Genomic DNA, 22,193 nt, shown 5'->3' with positions numbered 1-22,193 from the left:
GGCTTTCATTCACGGCATATATCCAACATTGGATAAATAACATTGGTTAATATAAGGAGGATGTAGATGATGCATACGAAAACCTTGATTCAAGCCTCGGGATTGACGAAAAGCTACGGCTCCCGCACCGTCGTAGACGGCGTGGATCTGGCTATCCGGGAAGGGGAGGTGCTGGCCATCATCGGGCCGAACGGAGCAGGAAAGTCTACGACGCTGGATCTGGTCCTTCAGCTCCGCCGTCCGGATGCCGGACGCGTGCTGTACTGGACGCAGGAGCCCGCGCGCCATATCGGGCTGCAGCTGCAGTCGACCCCGTTCTTTCCCGGCTTCACCGCGCTCGAGAACCTGCGGATGTTCGCAGCCTTCTACGGCCTGCGTCTCCCGGACTCGGAGCTGATGCGCCAGCTGAGCCGCTGCGGTCTGGAGGAGGCCGCGAGAACCGATGCGCTGCGGCTCTCCGGGGGCCAGCAGAAACGGCTCGCGATCGCCATGGCCCTGGTGCACGGGCCGAAGCTGATCGTGCTGGATGAGCCGACGGCCGCACTTGACCCTCGGGCACGCCGGGACATTCGGGAGCTTATTCGCTCGCTGGCCGAATCCGGCGCATCCATCGTCTTCACGTCCCATGACATGGAGGAGGTGCATAAGCTGGCGGGCCGGCTGGTGCTCATCAGCGGCGGAAGGGTCCGGGCCTCCGGCACCCCGGAGGAGCTGCTGGACCGTTACCAGGTCGATAGCCTGGAGGAGCTGTACATCCGGCTGACGGATGCGGATGCACAACCAACGTGAACGAACCTGGCAAGAGCGGGAGCGGCTAATGTCCCTCTCTTCTATGGCTTCTCGCGCCGAAACGAAAACCAAAAAGGAGGAATTTCTATGCTTACCATCATGAACACCATGCTGCGGGCACTCTTCCGCGATACCCACACCCTTGTCTGGAACATTGTCTTTCCCATTGCCATGCTGGCGGGGCTAGGGCTTTATTTTAACGACGGAGCTTATTCGTACCGCCTGCTGAGCGGTGTGCTCACGACCAATATCCTGTTCGGAGCAACGATGGTTACGGCCTTTAACGTGATGGCTCAGCGCAACCGGGGCGTCTACAAGCTGCTGCGCGCCACCCCGTTCCGTACCGCCTCGTTCGTCGCTGCGATGACAGGCTCCCGCACCGTGCTGGCGCTCCTCGTCAGTGCATGCGTAACCTTGATGAGCGTTGTGCTCCTTGGAGTGAAGCTGAATCTGCTCAGCCTGGCGCTGATGCTGACTGTCCTGCTGATCGGTACCGTGTGCTTTACCGCGCTCGGCTTTCTGGCCGCTAACCTGTCAAAGGACGAAGGCAATGTCAACATGATCTCCAACCTGATCAGCTTTCCGATGCTGTTCACCAGCGAGGCTTTCTACTCCCTGGACCATGCTCCGCAATGGGTCGTTACCATTGGCCATCTGCAGCCGTTTCACTATCTGGTGGAAGCCATGGGCATCGCCGTTCATCCTGAAGGGAATGCTTCCGGACTCTGGCTGCCGCTCGCCACCCTGATCGGATTTACAATTCTGTGCCTCGGGGCGGCCGTCTTGACCTTCCGCTGGGACGCAGATCAGCCTCCCTTCTGGAAGAAGCGGCAGGCCGGGCAGCAGGCGGCCTCGATGTAATGTTTCGCGTGCTGCCCCTTGTATAAAAGTGGCCTCTTGCGGTATACTGTACAACAATATCAGCATCAGGCCGATGAAGAGCATCCAACTCGGAGGCGTTTTCGCCAAGGGAACCGGGCAGCCGATCGATTGTAAGGTGCACCGTCCCCTAAGTTAACCGGGTCCGCCCGTTACTGCGGAATCAAGAGGATTGAATGAGGGCCCGCGGCATTGTTATACGCGCAGGTACGGTTCAATCAATTTGGGTGGCACCGCGAGCGCTTAAGCGTCCCTCGTCCCATATGGACTAGGACGCTTTTTTATTTTTCAATATGAAAAGGAGCGCGGTTAACCATGATGGACATGAAATGGATTCGGCAAAGCAAAGAAGCACAGGAGGAATTGCAGCGGGTAGCAGACCAGAAAGGGATCGCCCTGTCGGTGGAAAAACTGCTTGAGCTGGATGACAAGCGGCGGGCGCTGCTGCTGTCGGTGGAAGAGCTGCGCCAGCAGCGGAACGCGCTGTCGGAGGAGATCAGCCTCTTGATGCGTCAGGGCAGCAGAGAAGCGGCCGAACAAACGAAGCAGCAGGTCAAAACGATCAACGAGCGCCTGAGCGGCCAGGAGGCGCAGTTCCGCGAGGTTGAGGCCATATATCAGGAGCTTCTCCTGCTCATCCCGAATATCGTCTCGCCGGATACGCCGGTCGGTGCTTCGGATCAGGACAACGTGGAGGTCAGACGCGTAGGCGCGCCTCCTGCATTTGATTTTGAATATAAAGACCATGTCGCGCTTGGAGAGCTCCACGGCATGATCGACATCCCTCGCGGGGTGAAAACCGCCGGCACCCGGAGCTACTACTTGACGGGTATGGGCGCCCTGCTTCATCGAGCGGTGCAGCAGCTTGCGATCGATATGCTTGTTGAAAAGGGCTTTACCCTGATGGATGTGCCGCTGACCGTACGGACGGAGGCTATGCAAAACACCGCCTTCTTCCCGCTCGGCCAGGATCAGGCATTCCGGATTGCCGAGGAAGACAAATGGCTCGTCGGCACCTCGGAGGTCCCGCTGGTATCGTACTACAGCGGCGAAACCGTCGACGTATCGCAGCCGATCCGCCTGGCGGCCGCATCGATGTGCTTCCGCAGCGAGGTCGGCTCGGGCGGCCGGGACGTCTACGGTCTTTATCGCGTGCACCAGTTCGCGAAGGTCGAGCAGGTCGTATTGTGCGAGGCGAACGTGGAGACGTCGGAGCGGCTTCTTCAGGAGATCACGGCCAATGCCGAGGAGCTGATGGGCAAGCTGGAGCTCCCGTACCGGGTCGTTGCCGTCTGCACCGGCGATATGTCGCAGAAGACGTATAAGCAGTACGACATTGAGACATGGATGCCGAGCCGCGGGGCCTATGGCGAGACCCATTCGTCGTCGAACCTGCTCGACTTCCAGGCCCGGCGCTCGAACATCCGCTACCGGGATGCGGAAGGCAAGCTTCGCCACTGCCACACCTTGAATAACACCGCCGTCGCTTCGCCCCGCATTCTGATCCCGCTGCTGGAGAACCACCAGCTGGCGGACGGCTCGATCCGTATTCCGAAGGCGCTGCAGCCTTATATGAACGGGCTCGAGCGAATTGAAGCTCCGGCTGGCTTCGGCTTGGAGGAGTAAACTATAGATCCAGCGCAGAAAAAAGCAAATTCTGCTTCCCTCTAAGGGAATCGTAATCACGCATAAGAGGTGCCCCATAAGATTAGCAGATCTTGGGGGCACCTCTTTGGATTATGGAAAGAGCCCCCGCGATTCATTCCGCAGTCGCTGCTGCATGATGTTTATCGTCGATGCTTGGACGAGTCGCCATTGGGCTTGTCTCGTTATACTACTGCCACTCCATCTCCTTAACGATTACCATCCAAGGCTGTCAATCAGCGAAAATATAGCGCTGAATCGCCTTGGCAACGCCGTCCCGCGCATTCGTGTCCGTCTGCGCATCGGCAATCGCCTTCAGCTCCTCATCCGCGTTCCCCATGGCAATGCCAAGTCCGGCTGCCCGGATTAGACGGTAATCGTTCATGTTATCACCGATAGCCATCACTTCGCGCATATCGATACCAAGCCTGCTGCAAATCGTACGCACGCCTGATTCCTTCGATATGCCGCGAGGGGAAATCTCCACATTGACGGCTGCCGAACGGGAAATTTCAATCGTATCGATCTCGGAGGCAAGCTCCCGCAGCTTCGAAATGACCGACAGATCAGGATGATGCATGCCGAATTTCATCCATCGCCGCTCAAACATCTCCTCCGTCCAGTTTTTGCGATTCGTAAGGCTCTCCACGCTGTATCCCCAGAAATGGGCGTCCGCCTCCAGCGCCAGCCGGTGCAGCTGTCGAATTTCTTCCGGCTTCAAAAAATGCCGCTCGCACAGCTGCTCCCTTCCCGTCCACAGCTCGGCTCCGTTCAGCAGTACCATCGGGCCGTTCAATCCCAGACTGTTCCAAAGGTCGATGACGGTCTGCATCCCCCTTCCGGTTGAGAAAATCACCATGACGCCGGAATCAACCGCCTTTTGAATCCAATACCGGGTCGTATCGGTCACGATTCCTTCTTCATTTAACGTCGTGCCGTCCAGATCAAGTGCCAGCATTTTGTAATTTGCCATAGGCCATTCCCCTTGCTCTCCTGGATAATTTAAAGATCTTCTTTTTGAATCGATGTAATGATGTAATGATAAGAAGTTCGTTAACGTCCCTGGCATTCCTTTATATTTTTAGTTTCAAATTTGAGAAAAGTCAGCCTCAATCGATCAATCGGAATGCCCGAATCGGATTATCAATAGCTTCGGAGCCTCGTCGGGTCCTGTTTTGGAATCCGCTAACCCGGCAATCATTCCCTTGCATATTTTTCTTATCAATTAACTAGGTATATAATGATGGTTATATAGGGAATCCGGTGACTGGGTATACCATACTTATCCGCGGTCATCCTCGGTGCCCTATCGTCAGGAAGCCAGGATGCCCGTCTCTATATAATCTTGCCGTGCTCTGCACGAAGAAGGAGGCAACCAACATGTCTGAATCCGATCTTCATCATACAGAACCAAGAACGGTGAGCGATATTCCGATCTCGATCCTGGATCTCGCCCCGATTACCGCTGGCAGCACTGCAGCACAGTCGCTCAAAAATACGCTCGACCTCGCCCAGCACGCCGAGCGATGGGGCTACAACCGCTACTGGCTGGCCGAGCACCATAACATGCCGGGCATCGCCAGCTCCGCGACCTCGGTCGTCATCGGCCACGTGGCCGGCGGAACGAACACAATTCGCGTCGGGTCGGGCGGCATTATGCTGCCGAACCATGCGCCGCTGGTCATCGCCGAGCAGTTCGGCACGCTCGAATCGCTCTACCCGGGCCGGATCGATCTCGGGCTAGGCCGGGCACCGGGCTCGGATCAGCTTACCTCCCGGGCGCTGCGGCGCGGCCCCGGCAGCGATGGGCAGGATTTCCCGGACCGCCTCGGCGAGCTGCGGACCTATTTCAAGCCCATCTCCGGCTCGTCCATGCGGGTCCGGGCAATACCGGGCGAAGGGCTCGACATCCCGATCTGGCTGCTGGGCTCCAGCGGCTTCAGCGCACAGCTGGCGGGACAGCTCGGGCTTCCGTTCTCCTTCGCGAGCCACTTCGCGCCGGATTACCTTATGCCGGCGCTCGACCTGTACCGCTCCACCTTCCGCCCGTCGGAGGAGCTTAGCAAGCCTTACGCGATGATCGGCGTGAACGTCATCTGCGCCGATACCGACGAGGAAGCCCAGCGGCTGGCGACATCGCCGTATCAGCAGTTCCTGAACATCATCCGGGGCCGTACCGGCCAGCTCAGCCCGCCGGTCGACAGCATGGATGATCTGTGGAACCTGCAGGAGCAGGCGATCGTGAAGCGGCAGCTCAGCTTCTCCGCCATCGGCAGCCCGGCTACCGTCCGCGCGCAGCTGGAGGAGTTCCAGCGCATGACTCAAGCGGATGAAATAATTGTAGCCGCCGCGATCTATGATCACAAGGCGCGTCTCCGGTCCTACGAGCTGTTGGCAGACGCCGTCGGCCTGAGTAAGCGCTAAGCGAATCATTCCACTGGATAAGACCTACCCAGCGTTGTTATACGCGGGTAGGTCTTTTTTTAATGCACACGAAATCACACACAAATATGCACGAAAAAGTCATAGATGGGGCATAATTAATTTAATATAAACCAGCCAGCCATCTTACCATGAACTGTGACCCGATTTGTGGACAGTTTGAAATAAACCGCCTAGAGCTTAGCTAGCAAGCAGATGACCTCTGAATTCATCGGGGGTCATCTTTTTTAATGTCCACTGGTATCGTTCTGAGTTGTAGTAGCTTATGTACTCCTTCACTCGCACCCTCACTTCATCAATAGTTTGGCAATCGCTAAAATCAACGTCGTCTTTCAAGTGACCGAAGAATGATTCCATCGGGGCGTTGTCCCAGCAATTGCCTTTGCGCGACATCGACTGCTTAAATCCTGCCTTAGCAATGAGAAGACGGGTTTTAGGATGCGTGTAGTGCATCCCTTGGTCGGAGTGCAGAATCGCTTCTGGATGAATGTTTCCATCTAATCGCTCTAAAAGACGCTGTAGCGTCCGCTCGACAATTGGAAGCTCGAGTGTTGCTGCCACGCTGTCGGCAAGGATCTGCCTGGTCGCCCCGTCCTTCACGCAGGAAAGGTATGCCCAGTGTCCGCTTCCATAGCGCAAATAAGTGATGTCAGTGAGAAACACTTTCTCAGGTTCGCCTTGGTCAAACTTTCGCTCCAGCAGGTTCGGACACGTCTTGTGCTCTTGAGTTGCCTTAGCCATCTTGCGGTAGGGGTTCGCCTGACGGATTACGGCTACCAAGCCTGCCTTTTTCATAAGCCGGCGAATCTTCTTGTGGTTCATGACAACGCCGCTTATCTGTTCCAGCCGCATCTTAATCACAAGCGCACCTGCTTTGCCGCGGAGCGCGTCAAAGTGCTGCTTGATGAGAAGGATGTCCTGCTCGTCGGCGGCAGCACGAAGTTGACGATCTTCTTCCGTCCCCAGCCACCTGTAATAGCCGCTTGGACTTACTTCCACGAGCTCGCATAGATAGCGTGTCATTCGTTTCAGGCCATATGCCCGAATGGTGCGATTTATGATCTCATAGCGCTCGGAGGGCGTCAGCGTTTCTTCTTCTGCCGATCGAGCGCTTCGAGCTTTTTTAGCATGTCCACTTGAGCTTCAAGCAGTTTGATCTGGGCCTTAGCCCGTTTCAATTCTTCTTCGGCTGACAACTGACCAGTTGGCTTGCGCCCTGTACTGCCCTTACCGCGCCGCTCTGTAGCCAAACCTTCCTCACCGTACAGTTCGAAGGTTTCACGCCACCGTTTTAAGCTGTCCTTGGGCTTCTTATGACCAATAACGTCCAGGTCGAAGCCGGCACGAATAAAGATTTCTGAAGGTGTCTGCCCCTGCTTGTAGGCTTTCAGCGCCTCCAGCTTGAATGCAGGTGTGTATGTAATGGCCGCCTCGGTCACATGGTGTACGTTTGGATTCTCCTCCAGCTTCCTCATTTGCTCCTCGGTAAAGAGCACCCGTTTCAACTTCCCCATTCTCGTATCACTCCTCGTCACATACCTTGATTAAAACACAAATGACCCACAAGAAGTCACTTTTTTCAAAGTGTCCATCTTATGGGTCACAGTTCACCATGCCAGGACCACACCCCGGCGCACAAGGTGAGGTTCGCTTGGTGTATAAAGCCCAAAAAAGCCAGCCCGCCGTTGAATCCGGCTGACTGGCCTTGCATATTGAAACCCTGTGTTACAGCGTCAACCCGCCGTCGATCGTCACGAGCGAGCCCGTCATATAACTGGACCCCGGTGAAGCCATAAACGCAACCACGTTCGCGATTTCGTCGGCCTCGGCCGCACGCCCCATCCGCATGTCAGGGATCTCCTCAGGCACATAGCCGCTCACTTCGAAGGACTTCGCCACGGCTGCCGTCAACGGTGTCTGCACGCCGCCCGGACAGATCGCGTTCACGCGAATGCCCTTCTTCACATATTCGAGTGCCGCGGATTTCGTCAAGCCGACGACCGCATGCTTGCTTGCCGAATAAGCTCCAGCACTGTGCTCGCTGCGGATGCCCGCCGTCGAAGCCGTATTCAGAATATGGCCGCTGCCCTGCTCTTTCATGACCTTCAGCACGTATTTCATGCCGAGGAAGCAGCCCTTCACATTAACGGACATTTGACGATCGAATTCGCTCTCCTCGATATCATCGAGCATGGAGAACTTCTGTATAATCCCCGCATTGTTGAAGAAAAAGTCAATTCGGCCGTAGGTTTCGACAGCTTTATTTACGTAGTTCTGCACATCCTCGCTCTTGGACACGTCGGCCTGTACGAAAATGCCGTCTCCGCCTTGTTCCTTAATCATACGGAGCGTTTCTTCCCCAGCCTCCTTGTTGAAATCAACCAGGACGACGGCTGCGCCGTTCTTTGCCAGCTTCAGGCTGCTCGCTCTCCCGATTCCGCTGGCCGCGCCGGTGATGACTGCAATCTGTTGATGATCGGACATGGAACAACACTCCCTTTATGAAGATATGAATGAACGCTATATATCAAGGACCAATATTCAATGATCTACAAAAGTCTTCTTAAAATTCCTGGGTACCCGTGTATCTGACAGTGATCCATTCGTTATATCCGATCATGGGACTGACCGAACATGAGAGATCCCCGGTTACTTCGCGTAATATCCGCCGTCGATCGGGAGCTCGATGCCCGTAATGTAAGAGGATTCGTCCGAAGCCAGGAACAAGGCGCCATTCGCGATATCCTCCGGTTTGCCGAGGCGTGGAAGCGGAGTCTGCGATTGGAACCACTGCATCATCTGCTCGTTCTTGAACAGATCGATCGTCATCGGCGTTTCGATGTAACCCGGATGGATCGAGTTGCAGCGGATGTTATGCTGTGCAAAATCGACGGCGGTCGCCTTGGTCAGCATGCGCACGGCGCCTTTGCTTGCGGTGTAAGGTCCCGCGCCGCTGCCGCCCGTCAGGCCGGCTATGGAGGAAATGTTGATGATGGAGCCGCCGCCGGCTTCGATCATATGCGGGATGACGTACTTTTGGCCGAGGAAAATGCTCGTCACGTTAATCGACATCGTCTTCTCCCAGCCTTCAACCGTCAAATCCATGAACGGGGTTGCGTTCGAGATGCCGGCATTGTTGACCAAAATATCAATCTTGCCGTACTTCCTCACGGTTTCGTCCACGACGCGGATCCAATCTTCCTCCGAAGCGACATTTTGCTTGAAGCCGATGGCTTCGCCGCCGCTGGCTTGGATCTCGGCCACGACCTCCTGGATTTTATCCTCCTGCAGGTCGGTGATCGCTACCTTCGCGCCCTCTTTCGCAAACAGCAAGGCATCCGCCTTTCCCATACCGCCGGCCGCACCTGTGATGATCGCTACTTTATTGTCCAGTCTTCCCATATTGGATGACCTCCTGATTGTTATTTGCCGTCCCTGTTTCCGGACGGGTTCATCTTGAGCTGAAAATGGTCAATCATCTTCGCATAAGCGGAGATCAGCAAATCCAGCTCCTCTTCGGTATAATCCGACCACAATCCTTCGTTCAGCTCCCGGTATTTCTCCACCATGCGGGCTTCCATCTCACGGCCACGTTCCGTGATTCTCAGATAGACCTGCCGCCGGTCGGCTTCGGATGTGACACGTTCAATGAGTCCCTTACTCACCAGCTTGTTGCTAAGATTGGTGATCGAAGGCAAAGTCACGTTCAGCACGCTCGCAAAATAGGAGCTTGTCTGGTCGCCTTCATTAGCCAGCGTCTGCAGCACGTAATATTGAGGTCCTGTCAGATCGCTGTCCAGTATTTGGGCATAGCTGGCCACAAGCGTCATCATCTGGCGGGACACCATGTGGGACAGCTGCTCCTTCTTATCCAGCTTTGATCACCCCGATCAGGAATAGTCGAATACATATATCACGATATTAAATAGTTAAAAGCTTTTAACAATTAAATTGTATACCCTTTCACTCCGTTCGTCAACTGTCCCGCAGCTGTATCATATGGGGGCTTTCCCTATTCCTCCCTATTTCATACGACCTCGCTCCCGGCACAAAAAAATCTCTATAAAAAGGCCTTCTAAGTATATCCAGCTGCTCGTCAAATATAATTTCAGGGCGTACAAAAAAAGACACCACCATATGGTGATGTCTCGCTTTACCCTGCCGGCTCCATCCGGGCATTGGCGGTTAGCTTCCGCAGCTGTTCCAGTGTGATCCGGTCCACGAATCTTGAAAATTTCTCTTTCTTCTTACCCTGCTCCTGAAAAATCGCAATCAAGCTCCGTATCATCGGAACAAGCTCCTCTGCTTCCAGGCCGGCATGCAGCTGCTTGGCCAGCAAAGCCTTTAGGCCCCGCGGTTCTCCGCCGACATACATATCGTACTTATCCCGCATTTTGATGACGGCGATATCCTTCAGCAGCGGTTCGCTCGTGCCGAGCGCGCAGCCTGCATATCCGATCCTGAGCGGCGAGGGTACCGGATGCCCGGCAATCGCTTCATCAAGGGCCCGGGCTACGTCCAGGCCCGCTTCCTCTGCCCCCCTGCAGAAATGGCAGGCGATCAGACTTTTGGTGACGAAGCCGGAAGGGTGAACCTGGAGTCCGGCTGCCCTTAACAGGCGCTGAGCCTCTTCCATCTGTTCCTCCTCCATCTCGATATACAGCTGTTTGAAGCCTGTCATTTCGATACGGGCATCCTCGCCGACGACGCTGCCCAGGACGGCCAGCTGTTCGGGACGGAACATCGTTCCGCCCACCTCAAACCCTGGCGTTACGGCAAACTTCCGCATACTCATGTGAACACTCCCATTTTGTTCAATTGATCGTATGGCCCCCGCAAACGCTATCTATCTTCAAGCCTTCGATGTCGGGGTTATACTTTCATGCGCTGCAAACGGAGGGCATTGAGTACAACCGATACCGAGCTAAGCGCCATTGCCGCCCCGGCGACCCAAGGGGCCAGCAGGCCGATCGCGGCAATCGGAATTCCCAGCGAATTGTAGCCGAGCGCCCAGAACAGGTTTTGGCGGATATTGCTCATCGTTTTGCGGCTCATATAAATGGCGTCCGGAATGCTGTTCAGATCGCCCTTCATGAGGGTAACGTCCGCCGCCTCCATCGCCACGTCGGTTCCCGTACCGATCGCCATGCCGATATCGGCTACGGCCAGAGCAGGAGCATCATTGATGCCGTCGCCGACCATGGCGACTTTCTTGCCCTGCTGCTGAAGCTTCTTCACTTCATCGGCCTTGCCTTCCGGCAGCACTTCGGCCAGGACATGGTCGATGCCGACCTGCTTCGCAATCGCCTGCGCGGTTCGCTCATTGTCGCCTGTCATCATGATCACTTCAATGCCCATATCCTTCAATCTTGCAACCGCTGCGCGGGACGTTTCCTTAATCGTATCCGCGACGGCGACGAGTCCGGCATACTTGCCGTCGATCGCTGCCAGCATCGCGGTCTTGCCCTCGGTCTCCAGCTCCGACATCCGGGCGAGAATCGATTCCACCGGGATCTGATGCTTCGCCATCAGCTTGCGCGTTCCGACCAGCACCTCATGGCCGTCCACGCTTGCATAGATACCGTACCCCGGAATCGCTTCGAACTCCTGTGCTGCCGGGAGCGCAATCCCTTTTGCTTCAATTCCGGCTACGATCGCTTCTGCCAGCGGATGCTCCGAGCTCTTCTCGGCAGCGCCGACCAGGCGCAGGAATGCTTCCTCTTCAAAATCATGCGCTTGAACATCGGTCAGCTCCGGTTTGCCCTTGGTTACCGTTCCGGTTTTATCCAGAACAATCGTGTCCATCTTATGCGTCGCTTCCAAATGCTCCCCGCCCTTGAACAGTACGCCAAGCTCTGCCGCACGGCCCGATCCGGCCATAATGGAGGTCGGTGTGGCTAAACCGAGGGCACATGGGCAAGCGATAACGAGGATCGCAATCGCGATTTCGAGCGAATTCGCAAAGTTGCCTGGTGTTACCCAGAAGTACCATATGAGAAAAGCTGCGATTGCAATACCGACCACGATCGGTACGAAAATGCCGGAGATGACGTCGGCCACCCGCTGAATCGGCGCCTTCGACCCTTGAGCTTCCTCAACCACCTTGATAATTTGGGCGAGAGCGGTCTCTTTGCCCACCTTGGAGGCCTCGAACTTCAGACGTCCGTTTTTGTTAATCGTAGCTCCGATGACCGTATCTCCGGCCTTCTTCTCGACCGGAATGCTCTCCCCGGTCAGCATGGACTCGTCGACCGCCGACATGCCTTCGATCACCCGGCCGTCGACCGGGATCTTCTCTCCCGGCTTAACGACGACGATATCTCCAACCATGACCTGTTCAACCGGTACGGTCGTTTCCTGACCGTCTCGGATAACGACGGCCGTTTTGGCCTGCAGACCCATCAGCGTCTTGATCGCTTCCGAGGTTCTGCCCTTGGCCAGGGATTCAAACAGCTTCCCGAGAATGACGAGCGTGATCAAAACGGCACTCGTTTCATAATACATCGCCGGGCCGTGATGCACGCTTCCGCCCGCTGCAGCCCAGCCAATCGTCAGGTACAAGCTGTAGAAATAAGCAGCCGATGTACCGAGAGCTACGAGAACGTCCATGTTGGCGCTCTTGTTGCGAAGGGCTTTATATGCTCCTACATAGAACTGCTTACCGATATAGAACTGAACCGGGGTAGCAAGCGCGAGCTGGAACCATGGGTTCATGAAGAGCTCCGGCATCCAGATCCATGAGGTAAAGGAGAAATGGGTCACCATGGCCCACAGCAGCGGCAGTGACAGGATGGCCGATATGATCAGCTTGCGTTTCTGCTTGGCAATGGCTTCCTTGCGGTGGCTCTCCTGATCGGGCGCCTCCTGCTTGGATACAGCCTGGTACCCCAGCTTTTCTACACGCTGCTGAATGTCGCTGATCGATACTTCCGCAGGGTTAAATTCCACCCGGGCCGTCTCCAGTGCAAAGTTGACATTAGCCTGGGTTACGCCCGGCATCTTGCCGACCACCTTCTCGATCTTCGATGCGCAAGCTGCGCAGTACATGCCAACCAGCTGAAAATCAACGGTTTCCTTTGCCGTGCCATAGCCGAGCTTCTGGATCTTCTCCTCCATCTCCTTGACCGAAACGACCGCCGGATCATAGGTTACGGAGGCCTTCTCCAGCGCAAAGTTCACGTTGGCGTCTTGGACGCCTTCCATTTTGCTTAGCCCCTTCTCAATCCGGTTCGCGCAGGCCGCACATGTCATGCCGGTCAACTGCAGCGATGCCTTCTTCTGCTCTTGAACTGCTCCTGTTCCCATCGTCTTACACCCCTCTTCCGTCGTCTTCAGCCCTTAGGCTACCGTGTACCCCTGTTCTTCGATGATTCCTTTGATATCTTCGAGGCTGAACTTGCCGGCATCATAGTTCACCGATACGGTGCCCGCCTTCAAATCCACGCTCCCGGAAATCCCCTGCTCCTTCAATGCGCCCTCGATCGAATTTACGCAGTGCATGCAGGACATGCCTTCAACTTTCAATGTTACCTGTTCCATTCTTCATCGCTCCTTAATGGTTTATTTAAAATGCTTCGGCCTTTCGATCATTTCATCATTTCGCTGCAGGCCGTTATGACGTGTTGTTTGTGTTTCTGATGTTAGTATACCCCCCTACCCTATATTTAGTCAACAGTGAATTTCATCTTTTTTGAAAAAATTGTCCGCACCGTAATGATCAGGCTTGCGCCTCTTTACGGGCAGGCTTGTCCCTTTTATATCTAACATCCTCGAATGAAGCTTTTTTTATTCCGAACGTGCTGTAAGGCTAGAGCATTCTTACATTAGGACGGAGCACCGGGCGTAAGGGTCCCTCCGGGGCTTCTAAACTATAGAGCCTGCCGCCCGAAATCGGGCAGCAGGCTCTTTGTTCGTTCGTATGCTGAAGCTGTGCATTCGATTTGCGAAGGCCAGCTTTTTTCAATATCATTAAGCAGCTTAGCAAGCACGGGACACACCTTGAATTCATAAACAGGCCCTCGCTTACTTCATCAGCTTGTTCATCGTTGTCAGCAATTCGGTAATGACGTCATCGTCGCCTTCCTGCAGGCGCTCGACCACGCAGCTCTTCATATGGTGCTCCAGCAGCAGCCTGCCCACGCCGTTCAATGCCGATTGAATGGAGGAGATCTGGTTCAATACGTCATCACAATACGTATCCTTCTCAATCAAGCCCTTCACCCCGCGAATTTGCCCCTCGATCCGATTCAATCGGCTAATGAGGTTGTTTTTCGTTTTCTCGGAATGATGGCTTTTCCGCTCACTCGTTACCGCGCAGGCTTCATGTGTATGGCTTTCGGTTGTCATCCCATTCCCCTCCTTCATCATGACCATGGATCTTTTTTTCAATCTATTCATATCCATAGTATATCATATAGCCCCCCACCCTATAAAGCCCGAGAATCCGCAGGTCTTTTTTCGATGGAGACACGCCTATTTGGAGACGTCTTTATGTAATCTACCCCTATCATATAACAAAACCTGTGCTTGGTTCATTACGTTATTGTTATAAACCGTCTCTATAATCTTAGTTTATGAAGGCCGGCATCCGTTCATACAGGCTTATGACAGCATCTTCTTTTACATGCCCGCTGTGTACCCCGAGTGCAGACACCACTGCACAGATGAACCTGGACCGCACGAAAAAAGAGTAGATCCTCCTTCGCACCGGGTGATCTACTCCCTCTTCCAAGCGGAGCCGCTCGCGTAAGAGCGGCTCCTTCTTAATTATAAGTCGGGACCTCCTGCGACAGTCCGAGTTGAAGCCTTCCATCCTCTATACTTTTTAATGGACGCTGTGCCTTTCCTAACCCATCCATACCATTGTATAGATAAGGAAGCTCCCCCTGCTCTAGCCCATTCCTTTAAAAGATAGTACGCCCCTTCTCATCCGGCACGCCGGACTTGCGGAAGAAATACGTGTTGATGACATCCCGCCAGTGCTTGGCATGCTCTGCCTGTTCGGCCAGCCTCGCGGCCACCTGGGCATGCTGCGCCGGATCGATTCGCCCTTCTAGGGATGCCCATTCCGCTAGGAGCTCTGCCGCTGCATCCGCACCTTCAAAATGGGTGTCATAAATATGCTGAATCACCGTTTTCCCCGACTTCAGGCGGTGCGAGTACGGCACATGGTGGAAGAACAGCAGCACCTCGTCGGGACAGTCCTCCAGCGTCTCGTACCTGCGCGCATTCGGCTCGAAATACTGGGCCGTATAACCCGTCCCCGTAGCAGCCGTACGGTCGACCCCGATGCCGTCCCGGTCCGCAAAATGGTATGTCCCCCACCTGGAATACTCGTATCCGTCCACGTCCGGCCCGTAATGGGTATGCGGCGTCACCATCCAGCCGACCCCGAGCGGGGACGTATAGCTTTCATAGATCGGCCAAGATTTCATCAGCATGCCGCAGACAGTCTTTATAACGGCCTCGTCGTTGCCGAAGGTCAGCCTGGTCCATTCCTCCGCAATCTCCTCCGAGGTCAGATCAGGATTCCAGATCAGCCGTCCGTAGCCGTACAGATTGGCCTGCGCCAGCGTATGTCCCGTCCAGTTCTCGCCATCTCCGATGTTGGATACGGCCGCAATCCCGCTTAGCTTCATGCCGTGAAGCGAACCGGACACGATCCGTTTCACATACGAGCCCTGCCCGTCCGCGTGCGTATCAAAGTCCAGCACGTCCTTCCATTGCGGAACGAGATAGCAGACATGGCGCTGCTGCCCGGTATATTCCTGCGTCACCTGGAATTCCAGCACCTGGTTCGTATGCTTCATGCTGCCGAACAGCGGGGATACCGGTTCCCGGACCTGAAAATCCATCGGCCCGTTCTTAATCTGCAGCAGCACATTGTCCATGAACCGGCCGTCAAGCGGCGTGAAATGATCGTAAGCCGCCTTGGCACGGTCCGTACTCCGATCCCGCCAATCCTGCATGCAGTTATAGACGAAGCAGCGCCAAATCACGATTCCGCCATGGGGCTTCAGCGCTTCGGCAAGCATATTGGCGCCGTCGGCATGGTCGCGCCCGTAAGCGAACGGCCCCGGCCGGTGTTCCGAATCGGCCTTTACCAGGAATCCGCCGAAGTCCGGAATATGGCTGTAAATCTCATCCGCGGCAGCCCTCCACCACCGCCGTACGTCTTCATTCAGCGGATCGGAAGTGCCAACGCCGCCGATATGAAGCGGAGCCGCAAAGTTAATGCTCAAATACAGCGTGATGCCGTACTTGCGAAATACACTTGCGATTTGGGCCACCTGAGGCAAATATTCCCGGGTGATGAACCGCGTTTCAATCTCATGCACGTTCACATTATTGATCGAAATTGCATTGATGCCGACGGAAGACAGCAGCCTTGCATAGTCCTTGACGCGCGTAAGATCCTCCGTGAAGCGCCCATCCCGGTAAAAGATCGAACGCCCCGCGTAGCCCCGCTCGATCGAGCCGTCCGCATTATCCCATTGATTGATCATCCGGAGCCGGTTAACCGGCTCCTCGGTCACGTTCCATGCCGTTAACGGCTCGTGTGCGGCGACAAGCCGCAGCAAATGAAATACGCCGTACAGCAAACCTTTCTCCGAGCCGCCGATCAGGATCACTCGCTCCTGCAGACTATCCCCCAGATACTGAAGGCGGAAGCCTTCAGGTCCCAGCTTTCCGGGAGCGCTGTTGTCCCCTTCTTCCAGGTCCTGCACGTTATCGGCGGCAGGCTGCACCCGCAGCTGAAGGCCGCGGGGTATCCCTTCGTTCGATGCCAGTTGAGGCATCTCGTTGCCCAGCAACAATAGCTCCGGCTCGATGTCCAGCAGGGATCGGCATCCGCTGCGAAGCTCCTCAATGGCCGAATCCAGAAGCTCGGATCGCCTTCCCTCCAAGGAGATCGTGCCGAGAACCCGGCGGTAAGCCTCCCGAAGCTCCGCATCCTGGATCGGCGAATACTGAAGCCAGGCTCGATATAATGTACTGTTCATATTCCTTGTTCCTCCTTCGTCCTGCTCTTTATGCCAAACGACTGCTTTTTACTAATCAACAAACCAAATACCGGCCACCATAAACGACATCAAGGCAGAGTGAAACCAATACTAAACCCGAGATTATTCGTGGATTTGAAAATAGCGCTCCGCGTTGCGATAGCATATATCCTGGATGATGCCCCCGATATAGTCATAGTCCGCCGGCAGCTCCCCCTCCTTGATCCAGTCCCCGAACAGGCGGCAAAGGACGCGCCGGAAATATTCATGCCTTGGGAACGACATGAAGCTGCGCGAGTCCGTCAGCATGCCGACAAAGGTGCTGATCAGGCCCATAGAGGACAGAGCGGTCAGCTGCTTCAGCATGCCCTCCTTCTGATCATGGAACCACCAGGCAGAGCCGAGCTGAAGCTTCCCTTCGACGCCGGCCGATTGAAAATTGCCGATTGTGGTGGCAATCATCTCGTAATGGGAGGAGTACAGGCTGTAAACGATAGTCTTCGGGAGCCGGTCGTCCTTGTCAAGCTCGCTCAAAAATCCGTTAAGACTCGCCGCCAGATGAAAGTCCAGGATGGAATCATACCCGCTGTCCTTCCCGAGCTTAGCCAGCATGCGGGCGTTGTTGTTCCGGGATGCTCCGATATGAAGCTGCATGGCCCAGCCCAAGTCATGGTACATCACAGCAAGCCGAAGCAGCGTATAGGTTCGGTACTTCGCCTCCTCCTGTTCTGAGATCGGGTCCCCTGCCATGGCCTTGGCATAAATGGCCGCTGCCTCTTGTTCGCTGGCAGGCTCATACGGAAATGCGCCGAAGCCGTGATCGGACAGCCGGCAGCCGTGATCATGGAAGTACTGAATCCGCAGCTTAAGTGCTTCAAGCAATTCTTCATAGGTATCTACCGCATGATTCGCCGCCTCCCCGAGCTGCCGGATATATCCTGCAAAATCGGCATGCGTCAGGTCAAGGACCCGATCCGGACGAAAAGCCGGCGCCACGACCGCGGTAATCTCCGGATTGCGCTGAATACGGCGATGAAATTCCAAGGAGTCGGCCGGATCGTCCGTCGTGCACGCTACCTTCACCTTGAAGCGGGCAAGGATGCCTCCAGCCGTTAGGGAAGGGTCCTTCAGCTTCTCGTTGCACGCATGCCAGATCTTCATCGCATTATCCTCAGACAGCCGCTCCTGAATGCCGAAATACCTCGCCAGCTCCAGATGGGTCCAATGATAGAGCGGATTTCCGACGAGCTTTGGAACGCAGCGCGCCCAAGCCGTGAATTTCTCCTCGGGCGGCGCGCTGCCCGTAATCAGCTCTTCTTCAACACCGAGCCAGCGCATCGCCCTCCATTTGTAGTGATCTCCTTCAAGCCAAATCTCGGCCAGATTTCCGAATTGGCGGTTGTCCGCGATATCCTTCGGGCTTAAATGATTGTGATAGTCGTACAGCGGCATGCTCTCCGCATAATCATAGTACAGCTTCCTGGCGCTATTGCTGTTAAGCAGCAGATTATCGATATCCAAACGGCTCATCTTTCCGATCCCTCCGTTCAAAATTTTCGTTTTCCGTTCCATACTACCATACTTGTATGGTAGTATGGAATATATAAGCCTGGCGGATCTGGAGGAGGATTCCGGCGGCTAATGATGAGCCGCGTGATTCAGCCGTCCTGACATTGCGTTCCTCAGGTAAAGTACAATGGCAAGCCAGGCTCAAGCGCTTATCATTGATTATTTTATTCAACAACCACATTCGTAAAGGCGGTGCAGCAATGCGTATGGTATTTCGGTGGTTCGGCGAAGGCAACGACACGGTCTCGCTGGATCATATCAGGCAAATTCCCGGCGTAGAAGGAATCGTCTGGTCGCTCCATGATATCCCGGCCGGCGAGGAATGGCCGATGGAGCGGATTGAGGAAGTCCGGGACCAGGCAAGCGCGTTCGGACTTCATATTGACGTTGTGGAAAGCGTGAATGTGCACGAGGATATCAAGCTCGGCCTCCCGTCACGCGATCGGTACATCGCCAATTACATCCGTACGATTGAAAAATTGGGCCAGGTCGGCGTCAAAGTCATCTGCTACAATTTCATGCCGATCTTTGATTGGGCGCGAACCGATATGTTTAAAGCAGCGCCTGACGGATCGACGGCACTCTTCTTCGAAAAAGCCAAGATCCACGGCATCGATCCAATGGAGCTTGTAAGAACGATCACGCAGAACAGCTCTCTTACCATGCCGGGATGGGAACCGGAGCGGCTGGCTCACCTGGCCTCTTTGTTCGAGGCTTATCGCGGGGTAACGGAGGAGGATCTGTGGAGCAATCTGGAGTATTTCCTGAAAGCGGTCGTTCCGGTGGCCGAAGCCAACGGCATTCGAATGGCTATTCATCCCGACGATCCGCCTTGGTCCATCTTTGGCCTGCCCCGGATTATCACCAGCCAGGAGAACCTTCGCAGACTCCTGAGCCTGTACGACAGTCCGGCGAACAGCCTCACCTTGTGCAGCGGCTCGCTCGGCGCGAATCCGGATAACGATATCGTCTCGATGATTCATGAATTCCATGACCGGATACCGTTCGCGCATATCCGCAATGTTCGCGTCTTTGATAACGGCGACTTCATTGAGACCTCCCATCGGACGCAGGACGGGACGGTTGATATCACCGGCATCGTCCAGGCCTATCACGAAACCGGATTTACCGGTTATGCCAGACCCGATCACGGACGGCATATTTGGGGCGAGCAATGCCGGCCGGGTTACGGGCTGTATGACCGGGCACTGGGCATTATGTATTTGTGGGGGCTGTGGGATGCGTACACCAGGAAGAGCCAGGATCAAGCCTCCAAAGTGAAGGAGGCTGTTCAATGAGCGGATTCAGTAACGGTATGCCGGAATCAGCCGGATCCGGTCAAGGCGCGGTCGGATCTGCACGCCAAGAGCACATCGCCCTTCCCATCCACCCGTCCATCCATGGCAAAACCGCGGTTATTACCGGCGGATCCGGAGTATTATGCCGAGCCATGGCGCTAGAGCTTGGACGTCAGGGAGCGAAGGTCGCCGTCCTGAACCGCACGGTGGAGAAGGGTCAGCAGGTTGCAGACGAGATCACCGCGGCTGGCGGAACCGCGATAGCGGTCTCCTGCGACGTAACGGATCCCGAAAGCGTACGTCAGGCGGAGAAGGCTGTTCGCACAGCATTCGGCCCGTGCGATATCCTGATTAACGGAGCCGGCGGCAACAGGAAGGATGCCAATACAACGAATGAAACCTTCCGTCCCGAAGATGAGGGTCAGCCCGATGTCACCACATTCTTCGGGCTCAGCGTGCCCGGCTTCCGCAGCGTCTTTGACTTGAACTTCATCGGTACGCTGATTCCGACGCAGATCTTCGCGGAGGGCATGGTCGGACGGCCGGGAGCGGTGGTGCTGAATATTTCGTCGATGAGCGCACCAAGCCCGATGACGAAGGTACCCGCCTATAGCGCCGCTAAAGCCGCGGTCAACAATTTCACCCAATGGCTGGCGGTCCATCTTGCAGATGCCGGTATCCGCGTGAATGCAATTGCGCCGGGCTTCTTCCTGACCGAGCAGAACCGTAATTTGCTGACGAACAGCGACGGTTCGCTGACGGAGCGTTCTCATAAGATCATTTCCCACACGCCCATGAGACGGTTCGGCGTGCCGGAGGATCTCCTCGGGACGCTGCTATGGCTTGTGGATGATCAGGCTTCGGGTTTTGTCACAGGAACGGTTATCCCGGTGGACGGCGGCTTTATGGCTTATTCTGGCGTATGAAACAAAACGCAGCCCCTTGGGCTGCGTTTTTTGCGCTATGCGTGGCTTTATGGTTGTCGCCTAATGCGTTGCGGCTTTATTCGCAGTGCGTATTGCGTTATGGCTTAATGCATTGTGGTTTTATGCATTGTGGTTTTATGCATTGTGGTTTATGCATTGTGCCTACCTGCGTTGCATTTAGCATTCTGGCAATCTACACTTTCTGCGTTTTCGATCCCGTGATGGTCAGATCCCCCATCTGCATCTTTTTCTCGATGCTTCGGACAAACTCAAGCTCGGTTACACAGGCTTTTTCAGGCTCCGCAACTCCACTTCATGCAGAATTATAGAACTGTCTCCGGCTTGAAGAATGCCGGCAAATACTTCTTGTTCGCTTCCAGCATCTCATCCAGCAGCTTCTTCGCTACGGTGACGGAAGGCACGAGCGGATGATGCACCAGCGCCTGCAATGCGATGCCGCGATCGCCGGTGATGGCGGCTTCAATCGTCAATTGCTCATACACTTTCACGGCATGCATCAGGCCCTTCACGTGGGAAGGAACCTTTTGCGGGGCGAGCGGAATCGGGCCCTGGCCGGTTACGACACAGTTGACCTCGATGCTTGCGTCCGCCGGCAAGAAATCGTAGATGTTCCCGTTGGCTACGTTCAGCGTCTGAATATCATGGCGGTCATTATAAATCGATGTCATCAGATTGACCGCCGCTTCGGAATAGTAAGCTCCGCCCCGCTGCTCCAGCTGCTTCGGCTTCTCTGCCAGGTTCTCATCCTTATAGAGCTCGAACAGCTCCTCTTCCACCCGGCTGACGACATCCGCGCGGGTGCCATCCTTCTCTAGGGATGCCAGCATGTCTGCGAACATCGTGTCCGTCATATAGAAATACTTCAGATAATAGGTCGGAATGGCCTGGAGCGAACGAATAAAATCCGCATCCCAGCCGAAGGTCGGCACGTTCTTGGCCGTGTAGGATTTGCCTCCGTCCAGAAGCTCCGGCATCTTCTCCTCCCCGTTCACGATCGCCGAGGTTACCCAGTGCAAATGGTTAATGCCGACGAATTCGGCCAGCACCTCTTTTTCCGATACGCCATACTCTTTCGCGAGGAATTTTTGGAAGTTGATCGGCGAATTGCACAGGCCGACGGTTTTCACCTTGCTGTGCTTGAGCACAGCCTCGGTCACGATTCCGGCCGGGTTGGTGAAGTTCAGCATCCACGCATTCGGCGCCAGCTCCTCGATGTCCCGGCAGATGTCCAGAATGACCGGAACCGTACGCAGCGCTTTCATCATCCCTCCCGGACCGGTCGTCTCCTGGCCGATAACGCCGTTCATAATCGGGATATGCTCATCCAGCTTGCGGGCGGCCAGCAAGCCGACACGCATCTGGGTCGTAACGAAATCCGCGCCTTCAATCGCCTGCCGGCGGTCCAGCGTCAAATGAACCTCGATGGGAAGACCCGCCTGCTGCACCATGCGTTTGGCCAAATTCCCTACGATCTCCAGCTTATGCTTGCCTTCTTCAATATCCACGAACCACAGTTCGCGAATCGGCATTTGCTCGAAGTTGCGGATAAAGCCTTCCACAATCTCCGGCGTGTAGGAGGAGCCTCCCCCGATTACCGCTATTTTCAAACCTGCTGCCATATG

General features: G+C 55.2%; 19 protein-coding genes. 6 read left to right on the top strand and 13 right to left on the bottom strand.

Annotated elements, in window-relative coordinates; genetic code table 11:
* The first annotated feature begins 66 nt into the window (after positions 1–66).
* From MKX76_RS24250 to serS, 3 genes are all read left to right on the top strand, one after another.
* Complete coding sequence (locus MKX76_RS24250) at positions 67–789, top strand: ABC transporter ATP-binding protein (RefSeq protein WP_340898461.1); 723 nt, start codon at positions 67–69, stop codon at positions 787–789.
* Positions 790–876: 87 nt separating this feature from the next.
* The gene (locus MKX76_RS24245) at positions 877–1,650 is read left to right on the top strand and encodes an ABC transporter permease (protein WP_341034739.1); all 774 of its coding nucleotides are present in this window, start codon (positions 877–879) and stop codon (positions 1,648–1,650) included.
* A gap of 333 nt (positions 1,651–1,983) precedes the next feature.
* Positions 1,984–3,294, top strand: coding sequence for a serine--tRNA ligase (gene serS, locus MKX76_RS24240; protein WP_340898457.1), 1,311 nt, complete (start codon positions 1,984–1,986; stop codon positions 3,292–3,294).
* Between the two features lie 250 nt (positions 3,295–3,544).
* On the opposite strand, the gene MKX76_RS24235 is transcribed toward serS, so the two are convergent.
* Complete coding sequence (locus tag MKX76_RS24235) at positions 3,545–4,285, bottom strand: HAD family hydrolase (protein ID WP_340898452.1); 741 nt, start codon at positions 4,283–4,285, stop codon at positions 3,545–3,547.
* A gap of 407 nt (positions 4,286–4,692) precedes the next feature.
* Between MKX76_RS24235 and MKX76_RS24230 the strand changes: the two genes are divergently transcribed.
* Positions 4,693–5,736 carry an LLM class flavin-dependent oxidoreductase gene (locus MKX76_RS24230; RefSeq protein WP_210094060.1) on the top strand — a complete coding sequence of 348 codons (1,044 nt, stop codon included), beginning with the start codon at positions 4,693–4,695 and terminating at the stop codon, positions 5,734–5,736.
* A gap of 198 nt (positions 5,737–5,934) precedes the next feature.
* On the opposite strand, the gene MKX76_RS24225 is transcribed toward MKX76_RS24230, so the two are convergent.
* From MKX76_RS24225 to uxaC, 11 genes are all read right to left on the bottom strand, one after another.
* Positions 5,935–6,801 carry an IS3 family transposase gene (locus tag MKX76_RS24225; RefSeq protein ID WP_244152659.1) on the bottom strand — a complete coding sequence of 289 codons (867 nt, stop codon included), beginning with the start codon at positions 6,799–6,801 and terminating at the stop codon, positions 5,935–5,937.
* 35 nt (positions 6,802–6,836) lie between these two features.
* Complete coding sequence (locus MKX76_RS24220; RefSeq protein ID WP_007127449.1) at positions 6,837–7,268, bottom strand: HTH domain-containing protein; 432 nt, start codon at positions 7,266–7,268, stop codon at positions 6,837–6,839.
* Positions 7,269–7,479: 211 nt separating this feature from the next.
* Positions 7,480–8,238, bottom strand: coding sequence for an SDR family NAD(P)-dependent oxidoreductase (locus MKX76_RS24215; RefSeq protein WP_210094061.1), 759 nt, complete (start codon positions 8,236–8,238; stop codon positions 7,480–7,482).
* Positions 8,239–8,403: 165 nt separating this feature from the next.
* Positions 8,404–9,156, bottom strand: coding sequence for an SDR family NAD(P)-dependent oxidoreductase (locus MKX76_RS24210; RefSeq protein ID WP_007128950.1), 753 nt, complete (start codon positions 9,154–9,156; stop codon positions 8,404–8,406).
* Positions 9,157–9,176: 20 nt separating this feature from the next.
* Positions 9,177–9,602, bottom strand: coding sequence for a MarR family winged helix-turn-helix transcriptional regulator (locus tag MKX76_RS24205; RefSeq protein WP_007128951.1), 426 nt, complete (start codon positions 9,600–9,602; stop codon positions 9,177–9,179).
* Between the two features lie 305 nt (positions 9,603–9,907).
* Positions 9,908–10,549, bottom strand: coding sequence for a nitrite reductase (locus tag MKX76_RS24200; protein ID WP_251535802.1), 642 nt, complete (start codon positions 10,547–10,549; stop codon positions 9,908–9,910).
* 77 nt (positions 10,550–10,626) lie between these two features.
* Entirely contained in the window at positions 10,627–13,059 is a 2,433-nt protein-coding gene (locus MKX76_RS24195) for a heavy metal translocating P-type ATPase (protein WP_341034738.1), read from the bottom strand.
* A 33-nt stretch (positions 13,060–13,092) separates the two neighbouring features.
* Positions 13,093–13,293, bottom strand: a complete 201-nt coding sequence (locus tag MKX76_RS24190; RefSeq protein ID WP_007128954.1) for a cation transporter — start codon at positions 13,291–13,293, stop codon at positions 13,093–13,095.
* 483 nt (positions 13,294–13,776) lie between these two features.
* The gene (locus tag MKX76_RS24185) at positions 13,777–14,100 is read right to left on the bottom strand and encodes a metal-sensitive transcriptional regulator (protein WP_007128955.1); all 324 of its coding nucleotides are present in this window, start codon (positions 14,098–14,100) and stop codon (positions 13,777–13,779) included.
* 557 nt (positions 14,101–14,657) lie between these two features.
* Positions 14,658–16,757 (bottom strand): alpha-glucuronidase family glycosyl hydrolase, encoded by a 2,100-nt coding sequence (locus MKX76_RS24180; protein WP_251535804.1) that lies wholly within the window; start codon positions 16,755–16,757, stop codon positions 14,658–14,660.
* Between the two features lie 123 nt (positions 16,758–16,880).
* Positions 16,881–18,287 carry a glucuronate isomerase gene (uxaC, locus tag MKX76_RS24175; RefSeq protein ID WP_007128957.1) on the bottom strand — a complete coding sequence of 469 codons (1,407 nt, stop codon included), beginning with the start codon at positions 18,285–18,287 and terminating at the stop codon, positions 16,881–16,883.
* A gap of 239 nt (positions 18,288–18,526) precedes the next feature.
* On the opposite strand from uxaC, the gene uxuA reads away from it, so the two are divergent.
* Together uxuA and MKX76_RS24165 are read left to right on the top strand one after the other, a co-directional pair.
* Complete coding sequence (uxuA, locus tag MKX76_RS24170) at positions 18,527–19,624, top strand: mannonate dehydratase (RefSeq protein ID WP_028404028.1); 1,098 nt, start codon at positions 18,527–18,529, stop codon at positions 19,622–19,624.
* Between the two features lie 17 nt (positions 19,625–19,641).
* The gene (locus MKX76_RS24165; protein WP_244869258.1) at positions 19,642–20,550 is read left to right on the top strand and encodes an SDR family oxidoreductase; all 909 of its coding nucleotides are present in this window, start codon (positions 19,642–19,644) and stop codon (positions 20,548–20,550) included.
* Positions 20,551–20,873: 323 nt separating this feature from the next.
* Here the strand turns inward: MKX76_RS24165 and MKX76_RS24160 are convergent, their stop codons facing one another.
* The gene (locus MKX76_RS24160; protein ID WP_144878576.1) at positions 20,874–22,190 is read right to left on the bottom strand and encodes a 6-phospho-beta-glucosidase; all 1,317 of its coding nucleotides are present in this window, start codon (positions 22,188–22,190) and stop codon (positions 20,874–20,876) included.
* Positions 22,191–22,193: the final 3 nt, after the last annotated feature.

Source organism: Paenibacillus sp. FSL R5-0810 (assembly GCF_038002285.1).
In the GTDB taxonomy this organism is placed as follows: domain Bacteria; phylum Bacillota; class Bacilli; order Paenibacillales; family Paenibacillaceae; genus Paenibacillus_AQ; species Paenibacillus_AQ lactis.
The sequence above is the reverse complement of the archived record's forward strand: the minus strand, read 5'-3'. Positions and strand labels throughout refer to the sequence as shown.

Bases quoted from the DNA above. Each gene is read 5' to 3' on its own strand.
- MKX76_RS24235 (WP_340898452.1), bottom strand. From the start codon at position 4,285: ATGGCAAATTACAAAATGCTGGCACTTGATCTGGACGGCACGACGTTA.
- MKX76_RS24185 (WP_007128955.1), bottom strand. From the start codon at position 14,100: ATGACAACCGAAAGCCATACACATGAAGCCTGCGCGGTAACGAGTGAG.
- MKX76_RS24250 (WP_340898461.1), top strand. From the start codon at position 67: ATGATGCATACGAAAACCTTGATTCAAGCCTCGGGATTGACGAAAAGC.
- MKX76_RS24200 (WP_251535802.1), bottom strand. From the start codon at position 10,549: ATGAGTATGCGGAAGTTTGCCGTAACGCCAGGGTTTGAGGTGGGCGGA.
- MKX76_RS24165 (WP_244869258.1), top strand. From the start codon at position 19,642: ATGCCGGAATCAGCCGGATCCGGTCAAGGCGCGGTCGGATCTGCACGC.
- MKX76_RS24245 (WP_341034739.1), top strand. From the start codon at position 877: ATGCTTACCATCATGAACACCATGCTGCGGGCACTCTTCCGCGATACC.
- uxuA (WP_028404028.1), top strand. From the start codon at position 18,527: ATGCGTATGGTATTTCGGTGGTTCGGCGAAGGCAACGACACGGTCTCG.
- MKX76_RS24180 (WP_251535804.1), bottom strand. From the start codon at position 16,757: ATGAACAGTACATTATATCGAGCCTGGCTTCAGTATTCGCCGATCCAG.
- MKX76_RS24160 (WP_144878576.1), bottom strand. From the start codon at position 22,190: ATGGCAGCAGGTTTGAAAATAGCGGTAATCGGGGGAGGCTCCTCCTAC.
- MKX76_RS24190 (WP_007128954.1), bottom strand. From the start codon at position 13,293: ATGGAACAGGTAACATTGAAAGTTGAAGGCATGTCCTGCATGCACTGC.
- MKX76_RS24220 (WP_007127449.1), bottom strand. From the start codon at position 7,268: ATGGGGAAGTTGAAACGGGTGCTCTTTACCGAGGAGCAAATGAGGAAG.
- MKX76_RS24195 (WP_341034738.1), bottom strand. From the start codon at position 13,059: ATGGGAACAGGAGCAGTTCAAGAGCAGAAGAAGGCATCGCTGCAGTTG.
- MKX76_RS24210 (WP_007128950.1), bottom strand. From the start codon at position 9,156: ATGGGAAGACTGGACAATAAAGTAGCGATCATCACAGGTGCGGCCGGC.
- serS (WP_340898457.1), top strand. From the start codon at position 1,984: ATGATGGACATGAAATGGATTCGGCAAAGCAAAGAAGCACAGGAGGAA.
- MKX76_RS24205 (WP_007128951.1), bottom strand. From the start codon at position 9,602: ATGGTGTCCCGCCAGATGATGACGCTTGTGGCCAGCTATGCCCAAATA.
- uxaC (WP_007128957.1), bottom strand. From the start codon at position 18,287: ATGAGCCGTTTGGATATCGATAATCTGCTGCTTAACAGCAATAGCGCC.
- MKX76_RS24215 (WP_210094061.1), bottom strand. From the start codon at position 8,238: ATGTCCGATCATCAACAGATTGCAGTCATCACCGGCGCGGCCAGCGGA.
- MKX76_RS24230 (WP_210094060.1), top strand. From the start codon at position 4,693: ATGTCTGAATCCGATCTTCATCATACAGAACCAAGAACGGTGAGCGAT.